At 73.4% G+C, this 17,567-nt stretch carries 19 protein-coding genes; 8 read left to right on the top strand and 11 right to left on the bottom strand.

All coding sequences use genetic code 11. The features are described from left to right. The first annotated feature begins 29 nt into the window (after positions 1–29). Together AB0J76_RS23435 and AB0J76_RS23430 are read left to right on the top strand one after the other, a co-directional pair. Positions 30–917, top strand: a complete 888-nt coding sequence (locus AB0J76_RS23435; RefSeq protein ID WP_352325244.1) for a hypothetical protein — start codon at positions 30–32, stop codon at positions 915–917. Between the two features lie 61 nt (positions 918–978). Further along, a complete protein-coding gene (locus tag AB0J76_RS23430; RefSeq protein WP_352325245.1) occupies positions 979–1,878 on the top strand; it encodes a hypothetical protein in 900 nt (299 codons plus the stop codon). Here AB0J76_RS23430 and AB0J76_RS23425 read toward each other — a convergent pair. After that, positions 1,848–3,098, bottom strand: a complete 1,251-nt coding sequence (locus tag AB0J76_RS23425; protein ID WP_352325246.1) for a UDP-N-acetylglucosamine--N-acetylmuramyl-(pentapeptide) pyrophosphoryl-undecaprenol N-acetylglucosamine transferase — start codon at positions 3,096–3,098, stop codon at positions 1,848–1,850. The genes AB0J76_RS23430 and AB0J76_RS23425 overlap by 31 nt on opposite strands. 164 nt (positions 3,099–3,262) lie before the next feature. Between AB0J76_RS23425 and AB0J76_RS23420 the strand changes: the two genes are divergently transcribed. After that, positions 3,263–4,222 carry a Ppx/GppA phosphatase family protein gene (locus AB0J76_RS23420; protein WP_352331440.1) on the top strand — a complete coding sequence of 320 codons (960 nt, stop codon included), beginning with the start codon at positions 3,263–3,265 and terminating at the stop codon, positions 4,220–4,222. A 58-nt stretch (positions 4,223–4,280) separates the two neighbouring features. Then, positions 4,281–4,658, top strand: a complete 378-nt coding sequence (locus tag AB0J76_RS23415) for a hypothetical protein (RefSeq protein ID WP_352331442.1) — start codon at positions 4,281–4,283, stop codon at positions 4,656–4,658. A 182-nt stretch (positions 4,659–4,840) separates the two neighbouring features. Here AB0J76_RS23415 and AB0J76_RS23410 read toward each other — a convergent pair whose 3' ends face one another. Both AB0J76_RS23410 and AB0J76_RS23405 read right to left on the bottom strand, forming a co-directional pair. After that, positions 4,841–5,272: an ATP-binding protein gene (locus AB0J76_RS23410; RefSeq protein WP_352330793.1), complete on the bottom strand. Its 432-nt coding sequence runs from the start codon at positions 5,270–5,272 to the stop codon at positions 4,841–4,843. Positions 5,273–5,363: 91 nt separating this feature from the next. Further along, on the bottom strand, positions 5,364–5,912 hold the full coding sequence (locus AB0J76_RS23405) for a helix-turn-helix domain-containing protein (protein ID WP_352330794.1): 549 nt from the start codon (positions 5,910–5,912) through the stop codon (positions 5,364–5,366). Positions 5,913–6,012: 100 nt separating this feature from the next. Here AB0J76_RS23405 and AB0J76_RS23400 point away from each other — a divergent pair, with 100 nt between their 5' ends. Beyond that, complete coding sequence (locus AB0J76_RS23400) at positions 6,013–7,587, top strand: MDR family MFS transporter (protein WP_352330796.1); 1,575 nt, start codon at positions 6,013–6,015, stop codon at positions 7,585–7,587. Here the strand turns inward: AB0J76_RS23400 and AB0J76_RS23395 are convergent. Continuing rightward, entirely contained in the window at positions 7,568–7,888 is a 321-nt protein-coding gene (locus AB0J76_RS23395) for an STAS domain-containing protein (protein WP_352330798.1), read from the bottom strand. The two genes, AB0J76_RS23400 and AB0J76_RS23395, sit on opposite strands and share 20 nt — an antisense overlap. A gap of 68 nt (positions 7,889–7,956) precedes the next feature. On the opposite strand from AB0J76_RS23395, the gene AB0J76_RS23390 reads away from it, so the two are divergent. Beyond that, entirely contained in the window at positions 7,957–8,904 is a 948-nt protein-coding gene (locus AB0J76_RS23390) for a GNAT family N-acetyltransferase (protein ID WP_364390436.1), read from the top strand. A 23-nt stretch (positions 8,905–8,927) separates the two neighbouring features. Here the strand turns inward: AB0J76_RS23390 and AB0J76_RS23385 are convergent, their stop codons facing one another. The 5 genes from AB0J76_RS23385 to AB0J76_RS23365 are packed head-to-tail and all read right to left on the bottom strand — an operon-like array spanning position 8,928 to position 14,254. After that, positions 8,928–10,211: an AAA family ATPase gene (locus AB0J76_RS23385; protein ID WP_352327730.1), complete on the bottom strand. Its 1,284-nt coding sequence runs from the start codon at positions 10,209–10,211 to the stop codon at positions 8,928–8,930. Continuing rightward, positions 10,202–11,638, bottom strand: a complete 1,437-nt coding sequence (locus AB0J76_RS23380; RefSeq protein WP_364390434.1) for a hypothetical protein — start codon at positions 11,636–11,638, stop codon at positions 10,202–10,204. The genes AB0J76_RS23385 and AB0J76_RS23380 overlap by 10 nt, the downstream gene beginning before the upstream one ends. Beyond that, entirely contained in the window at positions 11,626–12,756 is a 1,131-nt protein-coding gene (locus AB0J76_RS23375) for a hypothetical protein (protein WP_352327732.1), read from the bottom strand. The genes AB0J76_RS23380 and AB0J76_RS23375 overlap by 13 nt, the downstream gene beginning before the upstream one ends. Continuing rightward, positions 12,753–13,523, bottom strand: a complete 771-nt coding sequence (locus AB0J76_RS23370) for a hypothetical protein (protein WP_352327733.1) — start codon at positions 13,521–13,523, stop codon at positions 12,753–12,755. Before AB0J76_RS23370 ends, AB0J76_RS23375 begins: the two co-directional genes overlap by 4 nt. 50 nt (positions 13,524–13,573) lie before the next feature. Further along, positions 13,574–14,254: a class I SAM-dependent methyltransferase gene (locus tag AB0J76_RS23365; RefSeq protein WP_352327734.1), complete on the bottom strand. Its 681-nt coding sequence runs from the start codon at positions 14,252–14,254 to the stop codon at positions 13,574–13,576. 55 nt (positions 14,255–14,309) lie between these two features. Between AB0J76_RS23365 and AB0J76_RS23360 the strand changes: the two genes are divergently transcribed. Next, on the top strand, positions 14,310–14,729 hold the full coding sequence (locus AB0J76_RS23360; RefSeq protein WP_352327735.1) for a hypothetical protein: 420 nt from the start codon (positions 14,310–14,312) through the stop codon (positions 14,727–14,729). After that, positions 14,726–15,301, top strand: coding sequence for a TetR/AcrR family transcriptional regulator (locus AB0J76_RS23355; protein ID WP_352327736.1), 576 nt, complete (start codon positions 14,726–14,728; stop codon positions 15,299–15,301). Before AB0J76_RS23360 ends, AB0J76_RS23355 begins: the two co-directional genes overlap by 4 nt. Positions 15,302–15,349: 48 nt before the next feature. Here the strand turns inward: AB0J76_RS23355 and AB0J76_RS23350 are convergent, their stop codons facing one another. Beyond that, positions 15,350–16,375: a phosphotransferase family protein gene (locus AB0J76_RS23350; RefSeq protein WP_352327737.1), complete on the bottom strand. Its 1,026-nt coding sequence runs from the start codon at positions 16,373–16,375 to the stop codon at positions 15,350–15,352. After that, a complete protein-coding gene (locus AB0J76_RS23345; protein ID WP_352327738.1) occupies positions 16,372–17,562 on the bottom strand; it encodes an acyl-CoA dehydrogenase family protein in 1,191 nt (396 codons plus the stop codon). The genes AB0J76_RS23350 and AB0J76_RS23345 overlap by 4 nt, the downstream gene beginning before the upstream one ends. Positions 17,563–17,567 lie beyond the last annotated feature (5 nt).

Genomic DNA, 17,567 nt, shown 5'->3' with positions numbered 1-17,567 from the left:
TTGGGGGCGCCAAGGTGCCGGGACAGAGCGTGGGTGTGGTCGTCGATCCGGAGGTTCCTCCGGAGGTCGCGGGGATGCTGCGGGCCAACACTCGGCTGCTGTCCAGGATCCGGTCGGGCTGGGTGCCGCCGGCCGACGCGCGCCCGGGCCGGTGCCGGAACGTCTCCAGCCTCGCCCTGCTGGCCGCCACGCCCGGGGTGGTCGCGCTCATGGCCGTGCTGCTGGCCCTGTCCCACCCGGCCGCCGGGTTCACGTTGCTGGGCACGTTCGTCTTCATCGTCCTGGTCAAGATCGCGTCGATCAGCGAGCTGCCCGAGCACGACGTGTCACGCGACCGCGCGGTGTACGAGCGGGCCCGCCCGTACCGGGACCGCTACCTGCTGCCCGAGGACTTCGACCAGGCCGCCGCGGACGTGCTGACCAGGGCGCAGCGGGCCATCGGTTCGGTGCTGCGCTCGCACGTCAACGCCGAGGGGCTGCTCGACGACGCCCGCAACGCGGTGATGCTGCCCGCCCAGGAGTGGGAGATCGCCCGCCTGCTGGCCAAGCTGTCGGCCTTACGCGCCGAGCACGCCGCGCTGGTGTCCAGGGGCGTCGCCCCCGAGGTGGCCGCCGTGATCGAGCCGCTGGACAGGGCCCTGGCCACCAGCGAGGCCGCCATGATCGCCCGTGTCGAGGCCCTGGAACGTTACGCCGGGCACGTCGCCGAGGCCGAACGCGCCTTCCACGCCCGCGGCCAGATCGAGGAGCTGCGCGCCCGCCTGCCGCGCTACGAGGAGCTGCTGGCCGAGACCGGCGCCGACGCGCTGGCCGTCCCGGAGATCGACCGGCTCGCCGAGGACGCCGACCACCTGGAGCAGGTGTTGCGGCGCAGCGTGCGGTCGGCGCACGAGGCGTTCCGGTACCTGGAGAGCTGACATGCCGGTGGCCGGGCGGAACCGCCCTCGCAGGAGGTGAATCCCCATCCGATCCGACATCATGGCCGACGTGATCGTCGATCCCGGCGTGCCGCCGGCCGACGCGCGGCTGCTCAGGGACAACCGGCGGCTGCTGCTCAGGACGCGCAGGGGCTGGGTCCCGGACGCTCCGGGCCTGCCCGCCGCGCCGTACTGGCGGCTCGGCGCGGTCTGCGGGGCGACCGTCTGCCTCGGCCTGCTGCTGGGCGCCGGAGGGCTCGGCCGCTCGCTGGGGCCGCTGTTGCTCGTGCTGCTCGCCATCCCGCTGATGATCGTGACGTTCGTCCGCACCGAGACGCCGGAGGGGGAGGAGGCCGAGCACGAGCGGCGGGTGCACGCCCAAGCCGTCCGGCACGAGGGCCGGTACGTGCTCCTCGACGACCTCGACGAGTCCTCGCGCAGGCTGCTGCGCCGGGCCCAGCGGGCGGTCGCCACGGTGTCGCAGTCGCGGGTCAACCTCGAAGGGCTGCTGGACGACGTGCGCAACGCGGTGATGCTGCCCGCCCAGGAGTGGGAGATCGCCCGCCTGCTGGCCAAGCTGTCCGGCCTGCGCGCCCGGCACCGGCAGACGCTGTCGGGGGAGAGCGCGCCCGAGGTGGCGGCCGTGGCCGAACCCCTCACCAGGGCGCTGGACAGCAGCGAGCAGGCCGTCGTGGCCCGGGTGGAGGCCCTGGAGCGGTACGCCGCCAACGTGGCCGAGGCCGAACGCGCCTACCGGGCCCGCCAGCAGATCGCCGAGCTGCGCGCCCGGCTGCACGAGTACGAGGAGCTCGTCGCCGAGACCGGCGCGGGCGAGGCCGCGATGGACGAGCTGACCCGCCTGACCGAGGACGCCGACCGCCTGGACCAGGCGCTGAGGCGGAGCGTCAGCTCCGCCCACGAGGCCTTCCGCTACCTGGAGCCGGGCCCTCCCGAACCCTGACCGCCCTGGACTCCGAAGCCCTGACCGGCCTGACCGGCCTGACCGCCCTGGCCGTGCGGCGCGGGGGAGCCGGCGGCGTGCGGTGGGCGGGTTCCGCCGTGGGCGGCCTCCAGGAGCAGGTCGCACAGGGCGTCGGCGGCGTCGAGGCGGCCCAGCTTGGCCGCCGCCTGCCCCATCGCCGCGCGCAGCCCCGGATCGGCCAGCATCGGCATCAGCTCGGCCAGCAGCTGCTCGGCCGTCGGCCGCGGCTCCAGCAACGCCCGCGCGGCCCCCGCCGAGACCAGGTAGCCGGCGTTCTTGCGCTGCTCGTCGCCGCCGGTCGGGATCAGCGGGATCAGCAGCGACGGCTTGCCGATCGCGGTCAGCTCCGACACCGTGCCCGCGCCGCTGCGCGAGATCACCACGTCGGCCGCGGCGAACAGGTCGGGCAGCTCGGCCCCCACGTACGGCACCGGGTGGTAACGGTCGGCCAGGCCGGGCGGCACCTCGACCGCCCGCATCTGGTCGATCCAGGCCGGCCCGCACTGGTGGACGACCTGCGCGTGCGGCAGCAACCGCGGCAGGATCTCGGCGATCAGCGTGTTGATCTGCTTGCTGCCCTGCGCCCCGCCGGTCACGTAGATCAGCGGCACCTCGAACGTCAGCCCGAACAGGTCGTAGGCCGCCGCCCGGTTGCCCTGCAGCAGCTCCGGCCGCACCGGGTTGCCGGTCACCACGGCCTTCGCCCGTGCCGACGGCGGCAGGTACTCCAGCGACGACTCGTGCGACAGCGCGATCCGGGTCGCCAGCCGGGCCAGGATGCGGTTGGCCAGGCCCACCACGGTCGTCTGCTCGTGCATGACCAGCGGGCGGCGGATCAGCTTGGCCGCCACGCCGATCGGCACCGCCACGTACCCGCCGGTGGACAGCACCACGTCGGGCAGGTAGCGGGCGGCGTGCCCCACCGCCTGGAACACCCCGACGGGGATGCGGAACACGTCGGCGATGTTGGTGCCGAGCTCCTTGAGGTTCGGACGGCGGCGCAGCTTGCCCGTGGTGATCGCCTTGAACGGGATGCCGTGCTCGGCCGTGATCCGGGCCTCCAGGCCGTTCTCCGTGCCCACCCACAGCACGTCGTGCGGCACCTGACGTCGCTGGACGGCCGACAGGGTCGTCAGGGCCGGATAGGTGTGACCGCCGGTGCCGCCGCCGGTGATCAGCAGTCGCAGGGTTCGTGACATGCGATCAGACTATGGCCGCGCGGCGGAAGCCCGTGTGCCCGGTCCGGCCGCCGGGCGTGTTCGACGGGCGCGCGGCGGCCCGGTGACGGCCGCCCGGATCTGCCCCGCCCGGCCGGGGCAGATCCGGCTTCGCCCGAAAAGCCGCAGACCGGTAGCGTTTTCCCATGCGACTAGGCGTGCTGGACATCGGCTCGAACACCGTCCATTTACTCGTCGTCGACGCCCACCGGGGCGCGCGGCCCATGCCCGCCTACTCCCACAAGGAAGAGCTGCGCCTGACCCAGTACCTGGGTGCGGACAACAGGCTCGCGCCCGAGGGCATCGAACGGCTCGGCGCGTTCGTCGAGGAGGCGGTGCGCCTGGCCGAGGACAAGGGGGTGGAGGACCTGCTCGCCTTCGCCACCTCCGCCGTGCGCGAGTCGGCCAACGGCGAGCAGGTGCTCGCCGAGATCGACAAGCGCTGCGGCGTGCACATCGCGGTGCTGTCCGGGCGCGACGAGGCCCGGCTGACGTTCCTCGCGGTGCGCCGGTGGTTCGGGTGGTCGTCCGGGCGGCTGCTGGCCTTCGACATCGGCGGCGGCTCGCTGGAGATCGCCGCCGGGGTGGACGAGGAGCCCGACGTCGCGGTGTCGCTGCCGCTCGGCGCCGGGCGGCTGACGCGCGACTGGTTCACCGGCGACCCGCCCTCCGCCGAGGAGGTGCGCAAGCTGCGCAAGCACGTCCGTACGGAGATCGCCCGCACGGTCGGCGACGTGGCCAGGTACGGCGAGCCCGACCGCGCCGTGGCCACCTCCAAGACCTTCAAGCAGCTCGCCAGGATCGCCGGCGCGGCGGCCTCCAGCGAGGGCCCGTACGTCTCGCGCGCCCTCTCCCGCGCCGACATGGCGTCCTGGGCGGCCAGGCTGACCGGCATGAGCTCCGCCGAGCGGGCCGAGCTGTCCGGGGTGTCGGAGGGCCGGGCCGCGCAGCTGGCGGCCGGGGCGCTGGTGGCCGACGCGGCCATGGACCTGTTCGAGGTGGAGCGGCTGGAGGTGTGCCCGTGGGCGCTGCGCGAGGGCGTGATACTGCGCCGGCTCGACCTGCTGCCCGGACGGCTGGACCAGTCGACGGGGATTGCCGAGTAAGGCCGATATATCCCAAAAAATTGGCATAATTCGCTGGTGAGCGGGCACTTTTCGCCCAATGTTGACAGTCCTCGGTACGATCGGCTCCCTGGTGATCGTCTTCGTCCTCATCGTCCTGGCCGTCCTGGTCATCGCGGTGGTCGCGATGCTGGCGATGGCCGCGCTGGCCGGAACGATGGTGGACTGGCACACGTTGTGGCGGCGGCTGACCCGCCGAGGGGCACGGTTGACGCTGAAACTCAGCGCCCCCGAGGCGCCCGCGCGGCTGCGGGCGAAGCTGAGCGGCGGCACGCCCCTGGTGAGCCGCCGTCTCCGGCTCGCGCCCGTGATCCGCGGGGGCGACCGGCGTCCCGACGTGAGCCGTCCCGGCCGGAGCGCCCGCGTTCGCAGGCCCTCCGGCCTGACCACCACCGCCGTCTCCGGCAACGAACAGTGAGGAACGAACAGTGAAAGGGCCGGGGGGGGGCGGGGGCGGGGGGCCCCCCCCCCGGGGGGGGGGGGCAGGGCGGGAGGTTGGTGGGCCCCCCCCCCCCGCTTTCTCGTATTTTATTTTTTGATTTTTTTTTTTGTTCGGGGCGGGTCGCCGGTGTCGGGGGCCCCCCGGCCCCGGTGTGCGGGTCACCTGGCGATGAGATGCTGTCCCGCCGCCCCAGGGGCGAAGCGCAGCTTCTTCTCCAGGCAGACCATCGCCCCGTTCTCGCGCACGTTGGTGAACCGGATGTCGTCGGCGAGCGCGCGCATGATCTGGAGTCCGCGGCCGTGCTCGGCCCCCGGGCCGGGTTCCATCACCTTGTTCGGATCGAAACCGCCCCCCGTGTCGACGACCTTGATGACGCACAGGTCGTCGCACACGCAGGCGCTGACGGTGTAGTCGTCGCTGGGCGCCGCGTGCTTGACCACGTTCGCGCACGCCTCGGTCAGCATCAACTCGATGTCGTCGCGAATCTGGGCCTCGACGCCGAGCGAGCGCAGCGTGCCGTCCAGCATCTGCCTGATCAGCGGGACGCTCGCCGCATCCCTGGGCAGTCGGAGCGCTATCGTCGCCTCCACTGCGTCTCCTCCCGTCTGGATGCGTGCGAGCCTTCTGCCCCGGATTCCGCGCGCCAATCGTCCGTCCGCCGGTGAAGTGCCCCAGGGGTCGCTACTGCTCCACGAGCCGCAGCGCCACCTCCATGCACGCCTTGTCGATCTCCTCCTCGGTCAGCCCCTCGCCGGCCATCGACAGCCACTTGCCCGCGTGCAGCGCGAACAGCGCCAGCGAGCGGCTGATGCGCTCGGTGGGCGTGGCGCCGGCGTCGCTCATCTCGGCGGTGAGCTCCATCATCGTGTCGCGCATCTTGGCGAGCTGGGGATGGTTGCGCATCGCCGTCTGGTTGCTCTCCAGGAATCGGGCGACGGCCAGGTAGCGGGGCTGGCGCAGCCGTTCGGCGTAACGCTCGAGCAGCTCGCGGCGGGTCTCGGGGGTCTTCGGCGCGTTCCTGGCCCACTCCAGCAGCTCCTGCAGCTCGGCGACCCGGAGGTCGACGAGGCTGCCGATGATGTCCTCCTTGGTCTTGAAGTGGTAGTACAGCGCGGCCTTGGTCACGCCCAGCTCTTCGGCGATCTCGCGCAGCGAGGTCGCCTCGTAGCCCTGCTCCGTGAAGAGTTTCAGCGCGATCTCCTGGATCCGCGCCCGCGTGTCTTCCCGCACTTTGCACCTTGATTTCGACTTGACGGTCGGCAAGTAAGTATCTAGCTTATTCTAAGCTTGCCGGTCGGCAAGTAAGCAAGATCAAAGCTGGGGGTGTGCAGTGGCGGAGGCAGTCGGACGGCGCCGCGAGGTCATGGTCGTCCTGCCGGGCCTGATGCTGGCCATGGTGCTGGCCATGCTGGACAACATGATCGTGGGCACGGCCATGCCGCGCATCGTGGGCGAGTTAGGCGGCCTGACCCATCTGTCCTGGGTGGTGACCGCCTACGTCCTGGGCACGACCGTCTCGACGCCGATCTGGGGCAAGATCGGCGACCTGTACGGCCGCAAGACCATCTTCCTCACCTCGGTCGTCATCTTCATGATCGGCTCGGCGCTGTGCGGCATGGCCGGCTCCTCCATGCTCGGGGGCCCCGCCGACGGCATGACCGAGCTGATCGCCTTCCGCGCGATCCAGGGCCTCGGCGCCGGCGGCCTCATGGTCAACGTCATGGCCATCATCGGCGACCTGGTGCCGCCCCGCGAGCGCGGCCAGTACCAGGGCATCATGGCCGGCGTCATGTCGCTGGCGATGATCGCCGGCCCGCTGGTCGGCGGCTTCATCACCGACCACCTCGACTGGCGCTGGGCCTTCTACGTGAACCTGCCGGTCGGCGCGGTCGCGCTGGTGCTGCTCGTGCTCAACCTCCACCTGCCCCGCACGCACAACAAGGTGCGCATCGACTGGGCGGGCGCGGTGCTGCTGTCGGTCAGCATCACCGCGATGGTGCTCATCACCACCTGGGGCGGCAACGAGTACACCTGGGGCTCCTGGCAGATCCTCACCCTGATCGCGGTCGCCGTGGTCTTCCTGGCCGGCTTCATCGTGGTCGAGCGCCGCGTGGCCGAGCCCATCATGCCGCTGCAGCTGTTCCGCAACCGCAACTTCACCCTGATCTCGGGCATCGGCTTCCTGCTCGGCTTCGCCATGTTCGGCGCGATCAACTTCCTGCCGCTGTTCCAGCAGACCGTCCAGGGCGCCACGGCCACGAACTCCGGCCTGCTGCTGCTGCCCATGATGGCCTCGGCCATGGTCGTGTCGCTGTTCGTCGGCAAGGCCATCACCAGCACCGGCAAGTACAAGATCTACCCGATCGTCGGCGGCGTCGGCATGGCCGCCGGCATGTGGCTGCTGTCCACGATGGGCGTCGACACGGCCTCCTGGCAGACCGGCCTCTACATCGCCGTGCTCGGCCTCGGCATGGGCTTCCTCATGCAGACCACCATGCTCATCGCGCAGAACAGCGTCGAGCAGAAGGACCTCGGCGTCTCCAGCAGCGCCACCACGTTCTTCCGGTCGATCGGCGGCTCGTTCGGCGTCTCGCTGTTCGGCGCGATCTTCAACAACCACTACCTGTCGGAGCTGACCGGCCGCTTCGGCGCCCAGGCGGCCGAGCGCATGACCTCGGGCGGCGGCGCCAGGATGGACCCCAAGCAGCTCGGACAGCTCCCCGCGCAGATGCGCACCGGGATCCTGGAGTCGCTGGCGACCTCGATCTCCGGCGTGTTCTGGTGGGCCATCGCCTTCGCCGTCGTGGTGCCGCTGCTGGCGGCCTTCATCAAGGAGATCCCGCTGCGCGGCGGCGCTCCCGCGGAGGCGGCCCCGCAGGAGGCGGTCAGCCCGGCGGCAGGCTGAACAGCCGGTCGATCGCCGTCAGCAGGAACAGGCTGCGCAGATAGGGCGTCAGCGCCACCACCCGCACCACGGCGCCGGCGTCGGCGGCCCTCAGCTGGAGGCGGACGAGCCCGGCCAGGCCGGAGGAGTCGACGAAGGTCAGCCGGGACAGGTCGACGTCGATCGCGGTGCAGCCCGCCGGGATGGGGAGGTCGCCCAGCCGGCTGACGGACTCGTAGTCGAGGTCGCCGCTGAGGGCGAGCGCGACGGTCGCCGCGCCGGTGGTGGCGACCTCGATGTGCAGCGGCTTCCTGTCGACCACCAGGCCAGCCTAGCCACCCCGGGAAAAATGGGAGGCGCCGGGGTGGCGAAGTGTGCACAATCCTCCCCATGCACATCTTGAGCCGTCCCCGGGTCGACGACGCCGCGGCCATCCACGAGCTGGTCGCGGCCTACGACACCGACGTCATCGGGTCGCCCGACATGACGCTCGACGACATCGCCGACGAGCTGGCCGAGCCGGGCTTCGACCTCGACAGGGACGGCTGGCTGGCCCGCGACGAGACCGGCCGCCTGACCGGCTGGGCCTGGGCCTGCCGGGTGGGCGACAGCGACCTGGTCAACATCGAGGTCATCACCCGCCCCGGCCTGGCCGGTCCGGACGGCCTGGACGACCTGCGGCAGGAGCTGTGGCGCGCGGTCACCGCCCGCGCCCGCGAGCTCGGCGCCGAGCGCGGCCACGACGGCGTCACCCTCGACATCGGCATCTACCGCGTCGACCAGGACAAGCAGTCCTACGCCAAGGAGCAGGGCTTCGAGCCCGGCACCAGCTTCCACCGCATGCGCGCCGACCACACGCCCCCGGTCGAGCCGCCCGCCCCGCCGCCCGGCCTCACCCTGCACTCGGGCGAGGACGAGGAGACCCGCCGCGCCGCGCACGCGGTGCACCAGATCGGCTTCGCCGAGCACTTCGGCTTCGTCTCCGTCGACTACGACCACTGGTACGAGCGCCGCCAGGCCATGAGCGTCACCGACTGGAGCCAGCTCACCCTGGCCAGGATCGACGGGGAGCCCGCCGGGGTGCTGATCGGCAGCAACCAGTTCGTCCCCGACGAAGACTGCGGCTACGTCGCCACGCTCGCCGTGCACCCCCGCTTCCGCGGCCGGGGCCTGGGCCGCTTCCTGCTCCGGCACGCCTTCGCCGCCGACGGCGCCAGGGGCCGCAAGGGCACGATCCTGCACGTGGACAGCAACAACACCACCCCCGCGCTGGGCCTGTACGAGTCGGCGGGCATGCGCCGCGTGCTGGCCATCGACGTCTGGCGGCGCCGCCTCTGACGCCGTCCCGTCACCGGTTCCCGCTAGACCCGGTGGCGGGCCAGGTGCTCCAGCACCGACTGGTTGGCCTCCCAGCCGTCGGGGAACTTCACCGGCACCCCCAGCTGCACCGGCTCGGCCGAGGGGTGGGCGTCCAGCAGCTCGGCGATGCCCGCCCGCGCCACCATCACGCAGGCGTGCCGGTGGCGTGAGGCCAGCACGCACAGCCGCCCCGACTCCAGGTGGAAGGCGGTGGCGTCGCGCCGGCCCGACAGCGGGTGCAGCACGATCGTCACGTCGTACTCGCGGCCCTGGAGGCGGTTGGCGGTGTCCACGGTGATCTCCGGCGGCAGCCCGGCGTTCCTGATCGCGGCCACCTGGTCGCGGTGGGCCGCCCCGACCGCGATCCGGTCGGCGGTCACCGGCCGCTCGCCCTGCTCGGAGGCGGCCACGGCGCCGCGCTGCAGCAGCCGCGCCGCCAGCAGCGCCACGGCCTGCACGGCCTCGCCGTCGGTGCGCACGGTGTGCCGCTCGGGCAGCTCCAGCAGCGCCCACCCCGACCGGGCGGCCTCCTCCAGCGCGCGGTCGTGCACGGTGCCCATGCCGCCGGCGGTCAGTTCGAGCCGCCGGTCGCCCGCCGAGGTGCCCGACCGGAACCCGGTGAACGGGTAGAACGCCTTCGACACCACCGGCGCGGCCGAGGCTGGCAGCCGCCAGGACACCGGCAGCCGGTGGACCGGCAGCTCCGGGTTGTGCCGCAGCAGCACCGCCACCGCGCTCTGCAACGGGTCCCACGACAACCCTGACCAGCGGTCGCCGTCGACGATCGAGAACGGGTCGAGCTGCCCGGGGTCGCCGACGAACAGCGCCCGCTCGAACAGTCCCGCGATGCGCAGCAGCTTGTCCGAGCGCATCTGGTACGCCTCGTCCACGATGGCCCACGGCCACACCCGGCCGGAGATCCACGCCCACTTGTCGGCCGTGGCGATGACGATGTCGGGGTCGCCGAGGTCCTGGATCCTGGTGCCGACGGTGACGCCGGCCAGCTCCAGCATGCGCGGGTGGGGCACGTAGCCGCCGGCCGACAGCCGTCCGACCTTCAGGTGCGGGTGTTTGTCGGAGATGCGGGCCACCAGGTCGTCGACCTGCTCGTTCGTCTGGGCGACGATCATCAGCGGCTCGCCGGTGGCGGCGATGTGCGCGGCGGCCCGCACGACCAGCGTGGACTTGCCGGCGCCGGGCGGGGAGTCGACCACGACGCCGCGGTTCCTGGGCAGGTCGGCCAGGACGTTCGCGATCACCTGCTCCGGGCTCTCGCTCACGACCATTCCTCCTGGGCGTCCTCGTCGTCGGGGATGTACTCCTGCGGCGGCCCGCCGTGCGTCCACGGCGTGGCCTCGGCCTCGGGCAGCGCCGGCGAGCCCTGGAAGTCGTCGGTCAGCGAGGTGTAGCAGACCCGCTCGCCGATCTCCGGCACGGCGCCGGGGGCGGGCGTCTTCCCCCGGCCCATGCCCTTGGTGATCTTCAGGGTGACCAGCCCGCCGTGGGCCTCCACCAGCTCGGCGCCCTGGCCGCGGCGCTGCGGGGTGCCGAGCGAGGCGCCGGGCGGCAGGCGTACCGGGTCGTCGGTCTTGAGCACCACCAGCGGACGCAGCTTGCGCGAGCGGCCCTCGCCCTCGACGTTGTCGGGGACGGTCTCGACCACCTCGCCGGCGAACGCCTCGCCGGTCAGCCGGTACTCGGCCATCACCAGCGGGTCGTCGTAGGCGCGCTGCACGTCGTAGGCGGCCTGGGCACGTTCCATGCGGGCCAGCTTGGCCGCGGCGGCCACCGCGCCGTCGCGCCTGGCCTGCGGCGGCGCGCCCTCGGCGATGTGGGCGGCCATGGCGCTGAACGAGCCGCGGTCCTGCTCCCAGCGCTGGGCCACGCTCGCGCCCGGCTCCAGCCCGGCCAGCAGGTCGAGCGCCTGCCACATCAGCCGCCAGGTGGGTTCGAGCTGGGTGCGCAGCGCCTCGGCGACCCGCTCGGGCGACTCGCTGTCGATGGCCGGCGCGAGCACCTCGGCGTCGAAGCCGGGATCGGTCGCGGGCCCGGCGGGCGGCCAGATCAGCGGGTCCTCGGCGTCGTCGGAAGGGCCTTCGGTGATCCAGGACAGCAGCGCGGCCAGGTTGGCGTCCTCCAGCGCGCTCTGCCCGCTGGCCCAGTGGCGGCCCAGCTCCTCGGTGGCGGCCAGCGTCAGCGACGAGCCCGGGAAGGCGGCCCGCTCGGCGAAGTACGTCAGCCACCGCCCCAGCAGCGGCACCTCCGGCGGCACCGGGTAGGGCCCGTCGGGCCTGCGGAAGCGCGTGGAGCGGCCGAGCAGCCTGGTGAAGCCGACGCCCGCCTGGTTCGGCAGGACGAGCTGCGGCGCGTCGAGCGCCCGCTCGTAGGGGTCGGCGTTCTTGCGCTCGACCGTCTCGGTGTCGGCGGTGAACCCCTCGACGTACGGCAGCAGCACCCCGGCCAGCTCGGCGGCCCAGGCGAAGCGCAGCTCACGGTTGCGCGGCTGGGTGACGACGAGCAGGCGCGGCCGGTCGCGGTCGGTGCCGAGCATGGCGGCCAGCGGCGCGGCGGCCTCGCCCGACAGCTTGAGCGGGATGAACACCATCGGCCGCGCGCTGACGTGGCAGTGGCGGACCGTGGCGACGGGCTGGGCGATGCCCTCCCGCAGGGCGCGCAGCCGGGCGAGCGAGGTGAGCAGGCTCAACTGAGGCACTCCCTGCGCAGGCGTTCGGCGTTGCGGAGCAGGCCGGCGATCTCCTCCTGGCCGTCGGCCGGGTCGCGCAGGCCGTCGGCCAGGCCCAGCGCCTCGGCCACCGAGGCGACCCCGCCCAGCTCGTCGCGCACCTGGCGGCCGAGCAGGTCGGAGGCGCCCTCCTGGCGGGCCTCGTCGCGGCAGAAGAAGCACAGGTCGCACGCGGACAGGCAGTCGGGCGCGTAGCGGGCGGTGGTCCTGCGCAGCGCGTCGGCCAGCTCGGCGACCGGGCGGGTGGGCCGGCCGTCCTCGCCGGGCCGCAGGTCGAAGCTGAGGTCGTCGGGCAGCGCCGCGAGCAGCCGGTCCAGTCCGGTCATCCGGGTGAGCTGACGGCGCAGCACGGCGAGCTGCCTGCGCACGTCGACCAGGGTGGCCACCGGCCGGTTGGCGAAGTTCTCGGGGCACACCAGCACCACGTCGTGGGAGACGGTGAGCGGGTCGTGCCCCAGCTCCGCCAGCATCGTGCGCAGCGCCAGCACGTAGACGGCGGCCTGGCGGGCGGCGGCGGCCACCGCGGCCGGCTCGGCCTGCCCGTCGACCACCGCGAACGACTTGATCTCCACCACGTGGAACCGCCCGCCTAGCTGGAAGGCCACCACGTCGGGTTCGAGGAACGCGGTGTGGCCGGCGATCTCCAGGCTGAGCAGCGGGTGGTCGAACAGCGTGCCGGCGTCCTGGTCGCCGCGCGCCGCCCGGTCGAACAGGGCGCGGGTGTGGGTGTGGCGCAGGTGGGCGCCGACGTTCTCCACGTCGTGGTAGGCCACCTCGGCGACCGGCAGGTGCAGCACCTCGCGCAGCAGGCGCAGCAGCTCGGCGCAGCCGTCGGCCTTGACCAGCGCCTCGAACGCGTTCCCACGGGTGATCGCGAACGGCGACTGGCCGAACGGCGCGGGGAAGCCCAGGTGGCGGGCCGCGGCGTCCTTGTCGACGCCGGCGCCGTCCATGAGGGCCCGGCGGGTGCAGCCGGGGTTGGCGGCCAGGGCCGCGATCGCTCTGGCGTCGTGCGGCTTGGGCGGCGTCGTGCCGCGCAGCGCGTCGAGCCGGTGGGCCGGGCCGTCCTCGCGTCTCAAGCCGCTCACGTCGCTGTCTCCTCCTTGATCGTGCCCAGCGTAGCGGCGCCGAAGAGCCTGGCCACGTCACCGAGCTGGGATGTGGCGCGTCGTGCCAGCTCGGCGCGGTCGCGCGTGTCGCGTTCTGCGTGCACCGCCAGCTCGGCCCTGGCCGCCTCGGCGATCCGCCGGCGGTCGGGCGGGCCGAGGTCGGCGGCCGTGGCGCCGGGCACGTTCCTGGCCATCCGCGCCAGTAAGCGCAGGGCCCGCTCGTCGTCGCTGTCGTGCGTGGCCACCGCGATGGCGCAGGTCAGGAAGTCGACGCGGGGGCTGAGCGGGCCGACCACCCGCCGCTCCAGCGGCCAGGTGCTGAGCGTCAGCAGGCCGCGGGCGGGGGAGAGGCGGTCGGTCAGCGCCGCGCACAGGTAGTACGGCCTGCCGTGCGGCGTGGACCGGAACGAGCGCTCCTCGTCGCGGCGCAGGCTGGTGAGCTGGGCGCTGCGGATGGTGCCGGCGAAGAACGCGCCGCTGACCGCCACCACCAGGCGCGGCTGCGCGCAGGCCCCGAGCAGCGCGAGCGCCTGGTGCACCTGCTCGCGCACGGTGACCAGCCGGGGCCCTGCCGCCCTGGCGCGCGGCTGCTCGCCGCTCACCAGGGCGTCCCAGGCCCGCTCGGCGGCGCGCAGCTCGGCGCGCAGGACGCGGGCCGTCGCGCCGTCCCTGACGCGCATGGCCTTGCGCACGCCGGCCCGGAGCCCGTCGATCCGCCGCTCCAGCTCGTCCAGCGGGTCACTCATGGCGCGAGGGTATCAACAGTTCCAGTATTTCCCAGTATTTACACCGAAATCTACGATGTAAAGGGCCGGGCCAGGAACCACGTGCGGTCCTCGGTGAGGAACCGCTCCAGCCGCAGCCCCTCGGCGGCCAGGGCGTCGGCCAGCTCGTCGTCGGTCATGCGGCGCGAGGTGAACGACTGGGTCCAGACCCGGTCGCCGTGCTCGTAGCGCATGGTCGCCGCGAACACGCCGGGGGAGATCTGCTCGACCTCCGCCAGGGTGATCGTGACGTCGCCGTCCTTCCTGCCCGAGCCGGCCCGCCAGGCGTCGTGCCGCTCGGCCGTCATCCACTGGACGAGCACCGCCCCGCCCGGCTTGACGTGCCGCGCGCACGCCGCCAGGAAGGATCGCCTGACCTCCACGTCGACGACGTTGACGAGCTGCGAGGCCAGCGTGACGGTGTCGAAGCGCCGGTCGAGCCGCAGGTCCTGGAGCCGCGCGTGCACGGTCTCGGCCTCGCGCACGTGCGCCAGCATCTCGGCGGACTCGTCCACGGCCACGACCTGTAACCCGGCCTCGACGAGCGCGTGGGTGACCCTGCCGACGCCGGCGCCCAGCTCCAGGACGGACCCGCCCGGCGGGGTCTCCTGGATGACGACGTCGGCGTCGCGGCCGGGCTGGAGGAGGGTGTAGAACTCGACAGGGGATCCGTCGGGGGTGATGGCGCCCGGGCCTGTTCCGCTGTTCTTCATGACCAAAAAGCTAACCGCCGCGTGAGCCGTCCGTGAGCGGGGGACGATGGCCTCTGTGACCGGTGAGGTACGAGTTCTGATCGGCGTCGGCGTGGGCCTGGCCGCCGTTCCCCCCGTCTACTACCTGACCGAGGCGGGCGCCAGAGCGCTGCGGGCCGGGCAGGCGGCCTTCGCCCCGGCCCCCGCCGGGCCGGGGTTGCTGGCGGCGGCGGCCCTGATCGTCGCGGTGCTGGCCGCCTGGCCGGCAGCGGCGCTGGCCTGCGGGCTGCCGCTGGCGGTGGCGGGCGTGCTGTTCGCCCTCGACCTGCGGGCCGCGATCGGCCTGGCGGGCGCGCTGCCCGGCCTGTGGGAGCCGCCGTGGGCCGAGCCGTCCGGCACCCTCGCCGGGGCCACCGGCCTGTACGCCTACACCGGCGCGTTACTGGTCTTCTCGGCGCTGCTGCCGCGTCGTCTGCGATCTATCCTGAGCAGATGAGCAGACGGGACCCCGACCGGCGCAGGGCGCTGCTCGACGCCGCCGACCGGGCCATCCTGACCGAGGGCCCCGAGGTGTCGATGGCGGCCATCGCCGCCGAGGCCGGCATCACCAAACCCGTCCTCTACCGCCACTTCGGCGACAAGAGCGGCCTGTACCAGGCGCTGGCCGACCGCCACGTGCGCACGGTCATCGCCCAGCTCCGCCCGCAGTTCGCCGGGCCCGGCACCGACCTGCGGGCCCGGGCCCGCGCCGCCATCGGCGTCTATCTCGACCTGATCTCGGCCAACCTCGACCTCTACCGCTTCCTGTTCCACCGGGCCAGCGCCGAGGACACCCGCATCCGCTCCCACATGACCTCGCTCGTGCGCGGTCTGGGCGAGGAGCTGGGCCGGGTGCTGGCCGACGAGCGGGTGGTGGCCGACCCGGTGCGGGCGCAGGTGCTCGGCCACGCGTTCGTCGGCATGGTGCAGACCACGGGCGACTGGTGGCTGGAGCATCCGGAGGTCGACCGCGCGCAGGTGGTGGAGGGGCTGGTCGACGTGATCGCGGCGGCCGTCGCCGGAGGCTGAGAGCCCGGCGGCCGGGTGGTCGGGCGGCCGGGTAGCCGGGTGGCAAGGTCAGGTCAGCAGGCCGAGCAGGTCCCACTCGTTCTGGCAGGCGCGGCGGCCGAGGGCGGCCAGCTCCACCGAGGAGGCGCCGCCGCGCACGTGCCGCATGGTCTGCATGACGCAGATGATCCCCCATTTCAGCACCCCGAACGTCTCCCACCAGCGCAGCGCGTCCAGGTCGACGGGCCGCCCGCCGGCCTCCTCGTAGGCGGCGGTCAGCTCGGCGTAGCCGCCGAACCCGCCCACGGGCAGCGGCGAGCCGAACCGCCACGCCTTGACGCACAGCCAGCCCAGGTCCTCCAGCGGGTCGCCGGCGTGGGCCAGCTCCCAGTCGAGCACGGCCCTGACGCCCTCCGGGCCGACGATCAGGTTGCCGTTGCGGAAGTCGCCGTGCACGACGGCCGCCGGGGCGGCGGGCGGCCGGTCGGCCGCCAGCCTCCGCAGGGCCAGCTCGAACACCGGGTGCGGCTCGCCGGTCAGGTCGAGCACGTCGCGCCAGCGGCGCAGCGGGTCACCAGGCACGGCCTGTGGCGCGGACGCGGTTTCTGGCAGGCAGGACAGTGGCATGCGGTGGATGGCCGCCAGCGCCCGCCCGCACTGGGCGGCCAGTTTCGGCCTGGCCTCCCGGTACGCCTCGTCCCGCAGGATCCGGCGCGGGATGGTCTCGCCGGGGATCCGGCTCATCAGGACGTACGGCCCGGCGTGCGGCCGGGCGGGCGGCCCAGGGGGCCGGCTGGTGGGCGAGTCGGTGGGTGGGCCAGCTGGTGGGCCGGCGGCGGCCACGACGTGCGGGACGGGCACCCCGGCCTCGGCCGCCGCCCGCATCAGCCGCGCCTCCTCGGCCAGCCCCGTCCCCGCCTCCAGGGCGGCCCCCGGCCCGTCGAGCCGGAGCACCAGCTCGTGCCGGTCGCCGCCCGGGACGACCACGTCCAGGGCCCAGGTCTCCCTGGAGGCCCCGCCGGTCAGCCTGACCGCGTACGGGACGGCCGCGTCCGGGCCGTACACCTCGCGGGCGATCGCCTCGACGCGGTTCATCGCGGGCCGAACTCCCAGGCGCCGCCGGCCGCGTACGCACCCAGGAGGCGGCGGCCGACCGCGTCGATGTGCACCTCGTCGGGGCCGTCGTAGACGCGCGCGGCGCGGGCGTGCCGGTACATGCGGTCCAGCGGCGTGTCGGGGGTCAGACCGGCCGCGCCGTACACCTGGACGGCCCGGTCGATGACGTTGTGCAGCATGCGCGCCCCCACCACCTTGATCGCGCCGATCTCGACGCGGGCCTGCGAGCCGGCGTCCACGGCCTCGGCGGCCTGGAGCGTGAGCAGGCGGGCGGCCTGGATCTCGGTGTAGGAGTCGAACACGTGCTGCCGCATGAGCTGCTTGGCCGCCAGCGGCTCGCCGAAGGCGGTGCGCTCGTGCAGCCGCCGGCACATCAGGTCGAAGGCCCGCTGCGCCTGCCCGAGCCAGCGCATGCAGTGGAAGATGCGGCCGGGCCCGAGCCGCCGCTGGGCGATGGCGAAGCCGTGCCCGCGCTCGCCCAGCAGGTTCGCGGCCGGCACCCGCACGTCCTCGTAGCGCACCTCGCAGTGCGCGCCGCCGAGGCCGAGCACCGGGGTCTCGCGCACGATCGTGTAGCCGGGCGTGTCCGTCGGCACGAGGATCATGGAGAAGGCCCGGTGGGGCGGCGCGTCCGGCTCGGTCCGGCACATCACGGTCGTGTACGCCGCCACCGACGCGCCCGTCGTGAACCACTTGTGCCCGTTGATCACCCATTCGTCGCCGTCGAGCACGGCGGAGGTGGTGAGCTGGGTGGGGTCGCTGCTGGAGACCTCCGGTTCGGTCATCGCGAAGCTGGGCGAGATGTCGCCGCGCACCAGCGGCTCCAGGTAGCGCTCGCGCTGCCCGGGGGAGGCGTGCTCGTGCAGCATGAGCGAGTCCTGCAGCGTGAACGTGCCGAGGGCGAGCTGCCCGTACTCGCTGCGGCCCTGGACCTCGTTGACGTAGACGTAGTCGAGGAACGGCAGCCCGCCGCCGCCCAGCTCGCGCGGGTGGCCGAGCGCCCACAGGCCCTCTTTCCTGGCCTCGTCCCGCAGCCCGGCCATGGTGGCGGCGGCCCGCGGCCCGCCCTCGTGCAGCACCTCCTCGGCCGGTTCGACGCGCTCGGTCATGAACGCGCGCACGGCGTCGCGGATCGGCCGGACGTGCTCCGGTACGGCGAAGCTCATGGGGT

The sequence above is a fragment of the Nonomuraea sp. NPDC049624 genome (assembly GCF_040675255.1).
Taxonomy (GTDB): Bacteria; Actinomycetota; Actinomycetes; order Streptosporangiales; family Streptosporangiaceae; genus Nonomuraea.
Note: the sequence above shows the minus strand (reverse complement) of the source record. Positions and strands in the feature narration are given on the sequence as shown.

Coding starts and splice junctions, on each gene's coding strand:
- AB0J76_RS23415 (WP_352331442.1), top strand. CDS start 4,281: ATGTTGACAGTCCTCGGTACGATCGGCTCCCTGGTGATCGTCTTCGTC.
- AB0J76_RS23355 (WP_352327736.1), top strand. CDS start 14,726: ATGAGCAGACGGGACCCCGACCGGCGCAGGGCGCTGCTCGACGCCGCC.
- AB0J76_RS23390 (WP_364390436.1), top strand. CDS start 7,957: ATGCACATCTTGAGCCGTCCCCGGGTCGACGACGCCGCGGCCATCCAC.
- AB0J76_RS23385 (WP_352327730.1), bottom strand. CDS start 10,211: ATGGTCGTGAGCGAGAGCCCGGAGCAGGTGATCGCGAACGTCCTGGCC.
- AB0J76_RS23350 (WP_352327737.1), bottom strand. CDS start 16,375: ATGAACCGCGTCGAGGCGATCGCCCGCGAGGTGTACGGCCCGGACGCG.
- AB0J76_RS23370 (WP_352327733.1), bottom strand. CDS start 13,523: ATGAGTGACCCGCTGGACGAGCTGGAGCGGCGGATCGACGGGCTCCGG.
- AB0J76_RS23420 (WP_352331440.1), top strand. CDS start 3,263: ATGCGACTAGGCGTGCTGGACATCGGCTCGAACACCGTCCATTTACTC.
- AB0J76_RS23345 (WP_352327738.1), bottom strand. CDS start 17,562: ATGAGCTTCGCCGTACCGGAGCACGTCCGGCCGATCCGCGACGCCGTG.
- AB0J76_RS23365 (WP_352327734.1), bottom strand. CDS start 14,254: ATGAAGAACAGCGGAACAGGCCCGGGCGCCATCACCCCCGACGGATCC.
- AB0J76_RS23425 (WP_352325246.1), bottom strand. CDS start 3,098: ATGTCACGAACCCTGCGACTGCTGATCACCGGCGGCGGCACCGGCGGT.
- AB0J76_RS23430 (WP_352325245.1), top strand. CDS start 979: ATGGCCGACGTGATCGTCGATCCCGGCGTGCCGCCGGCCGACGCGCGG.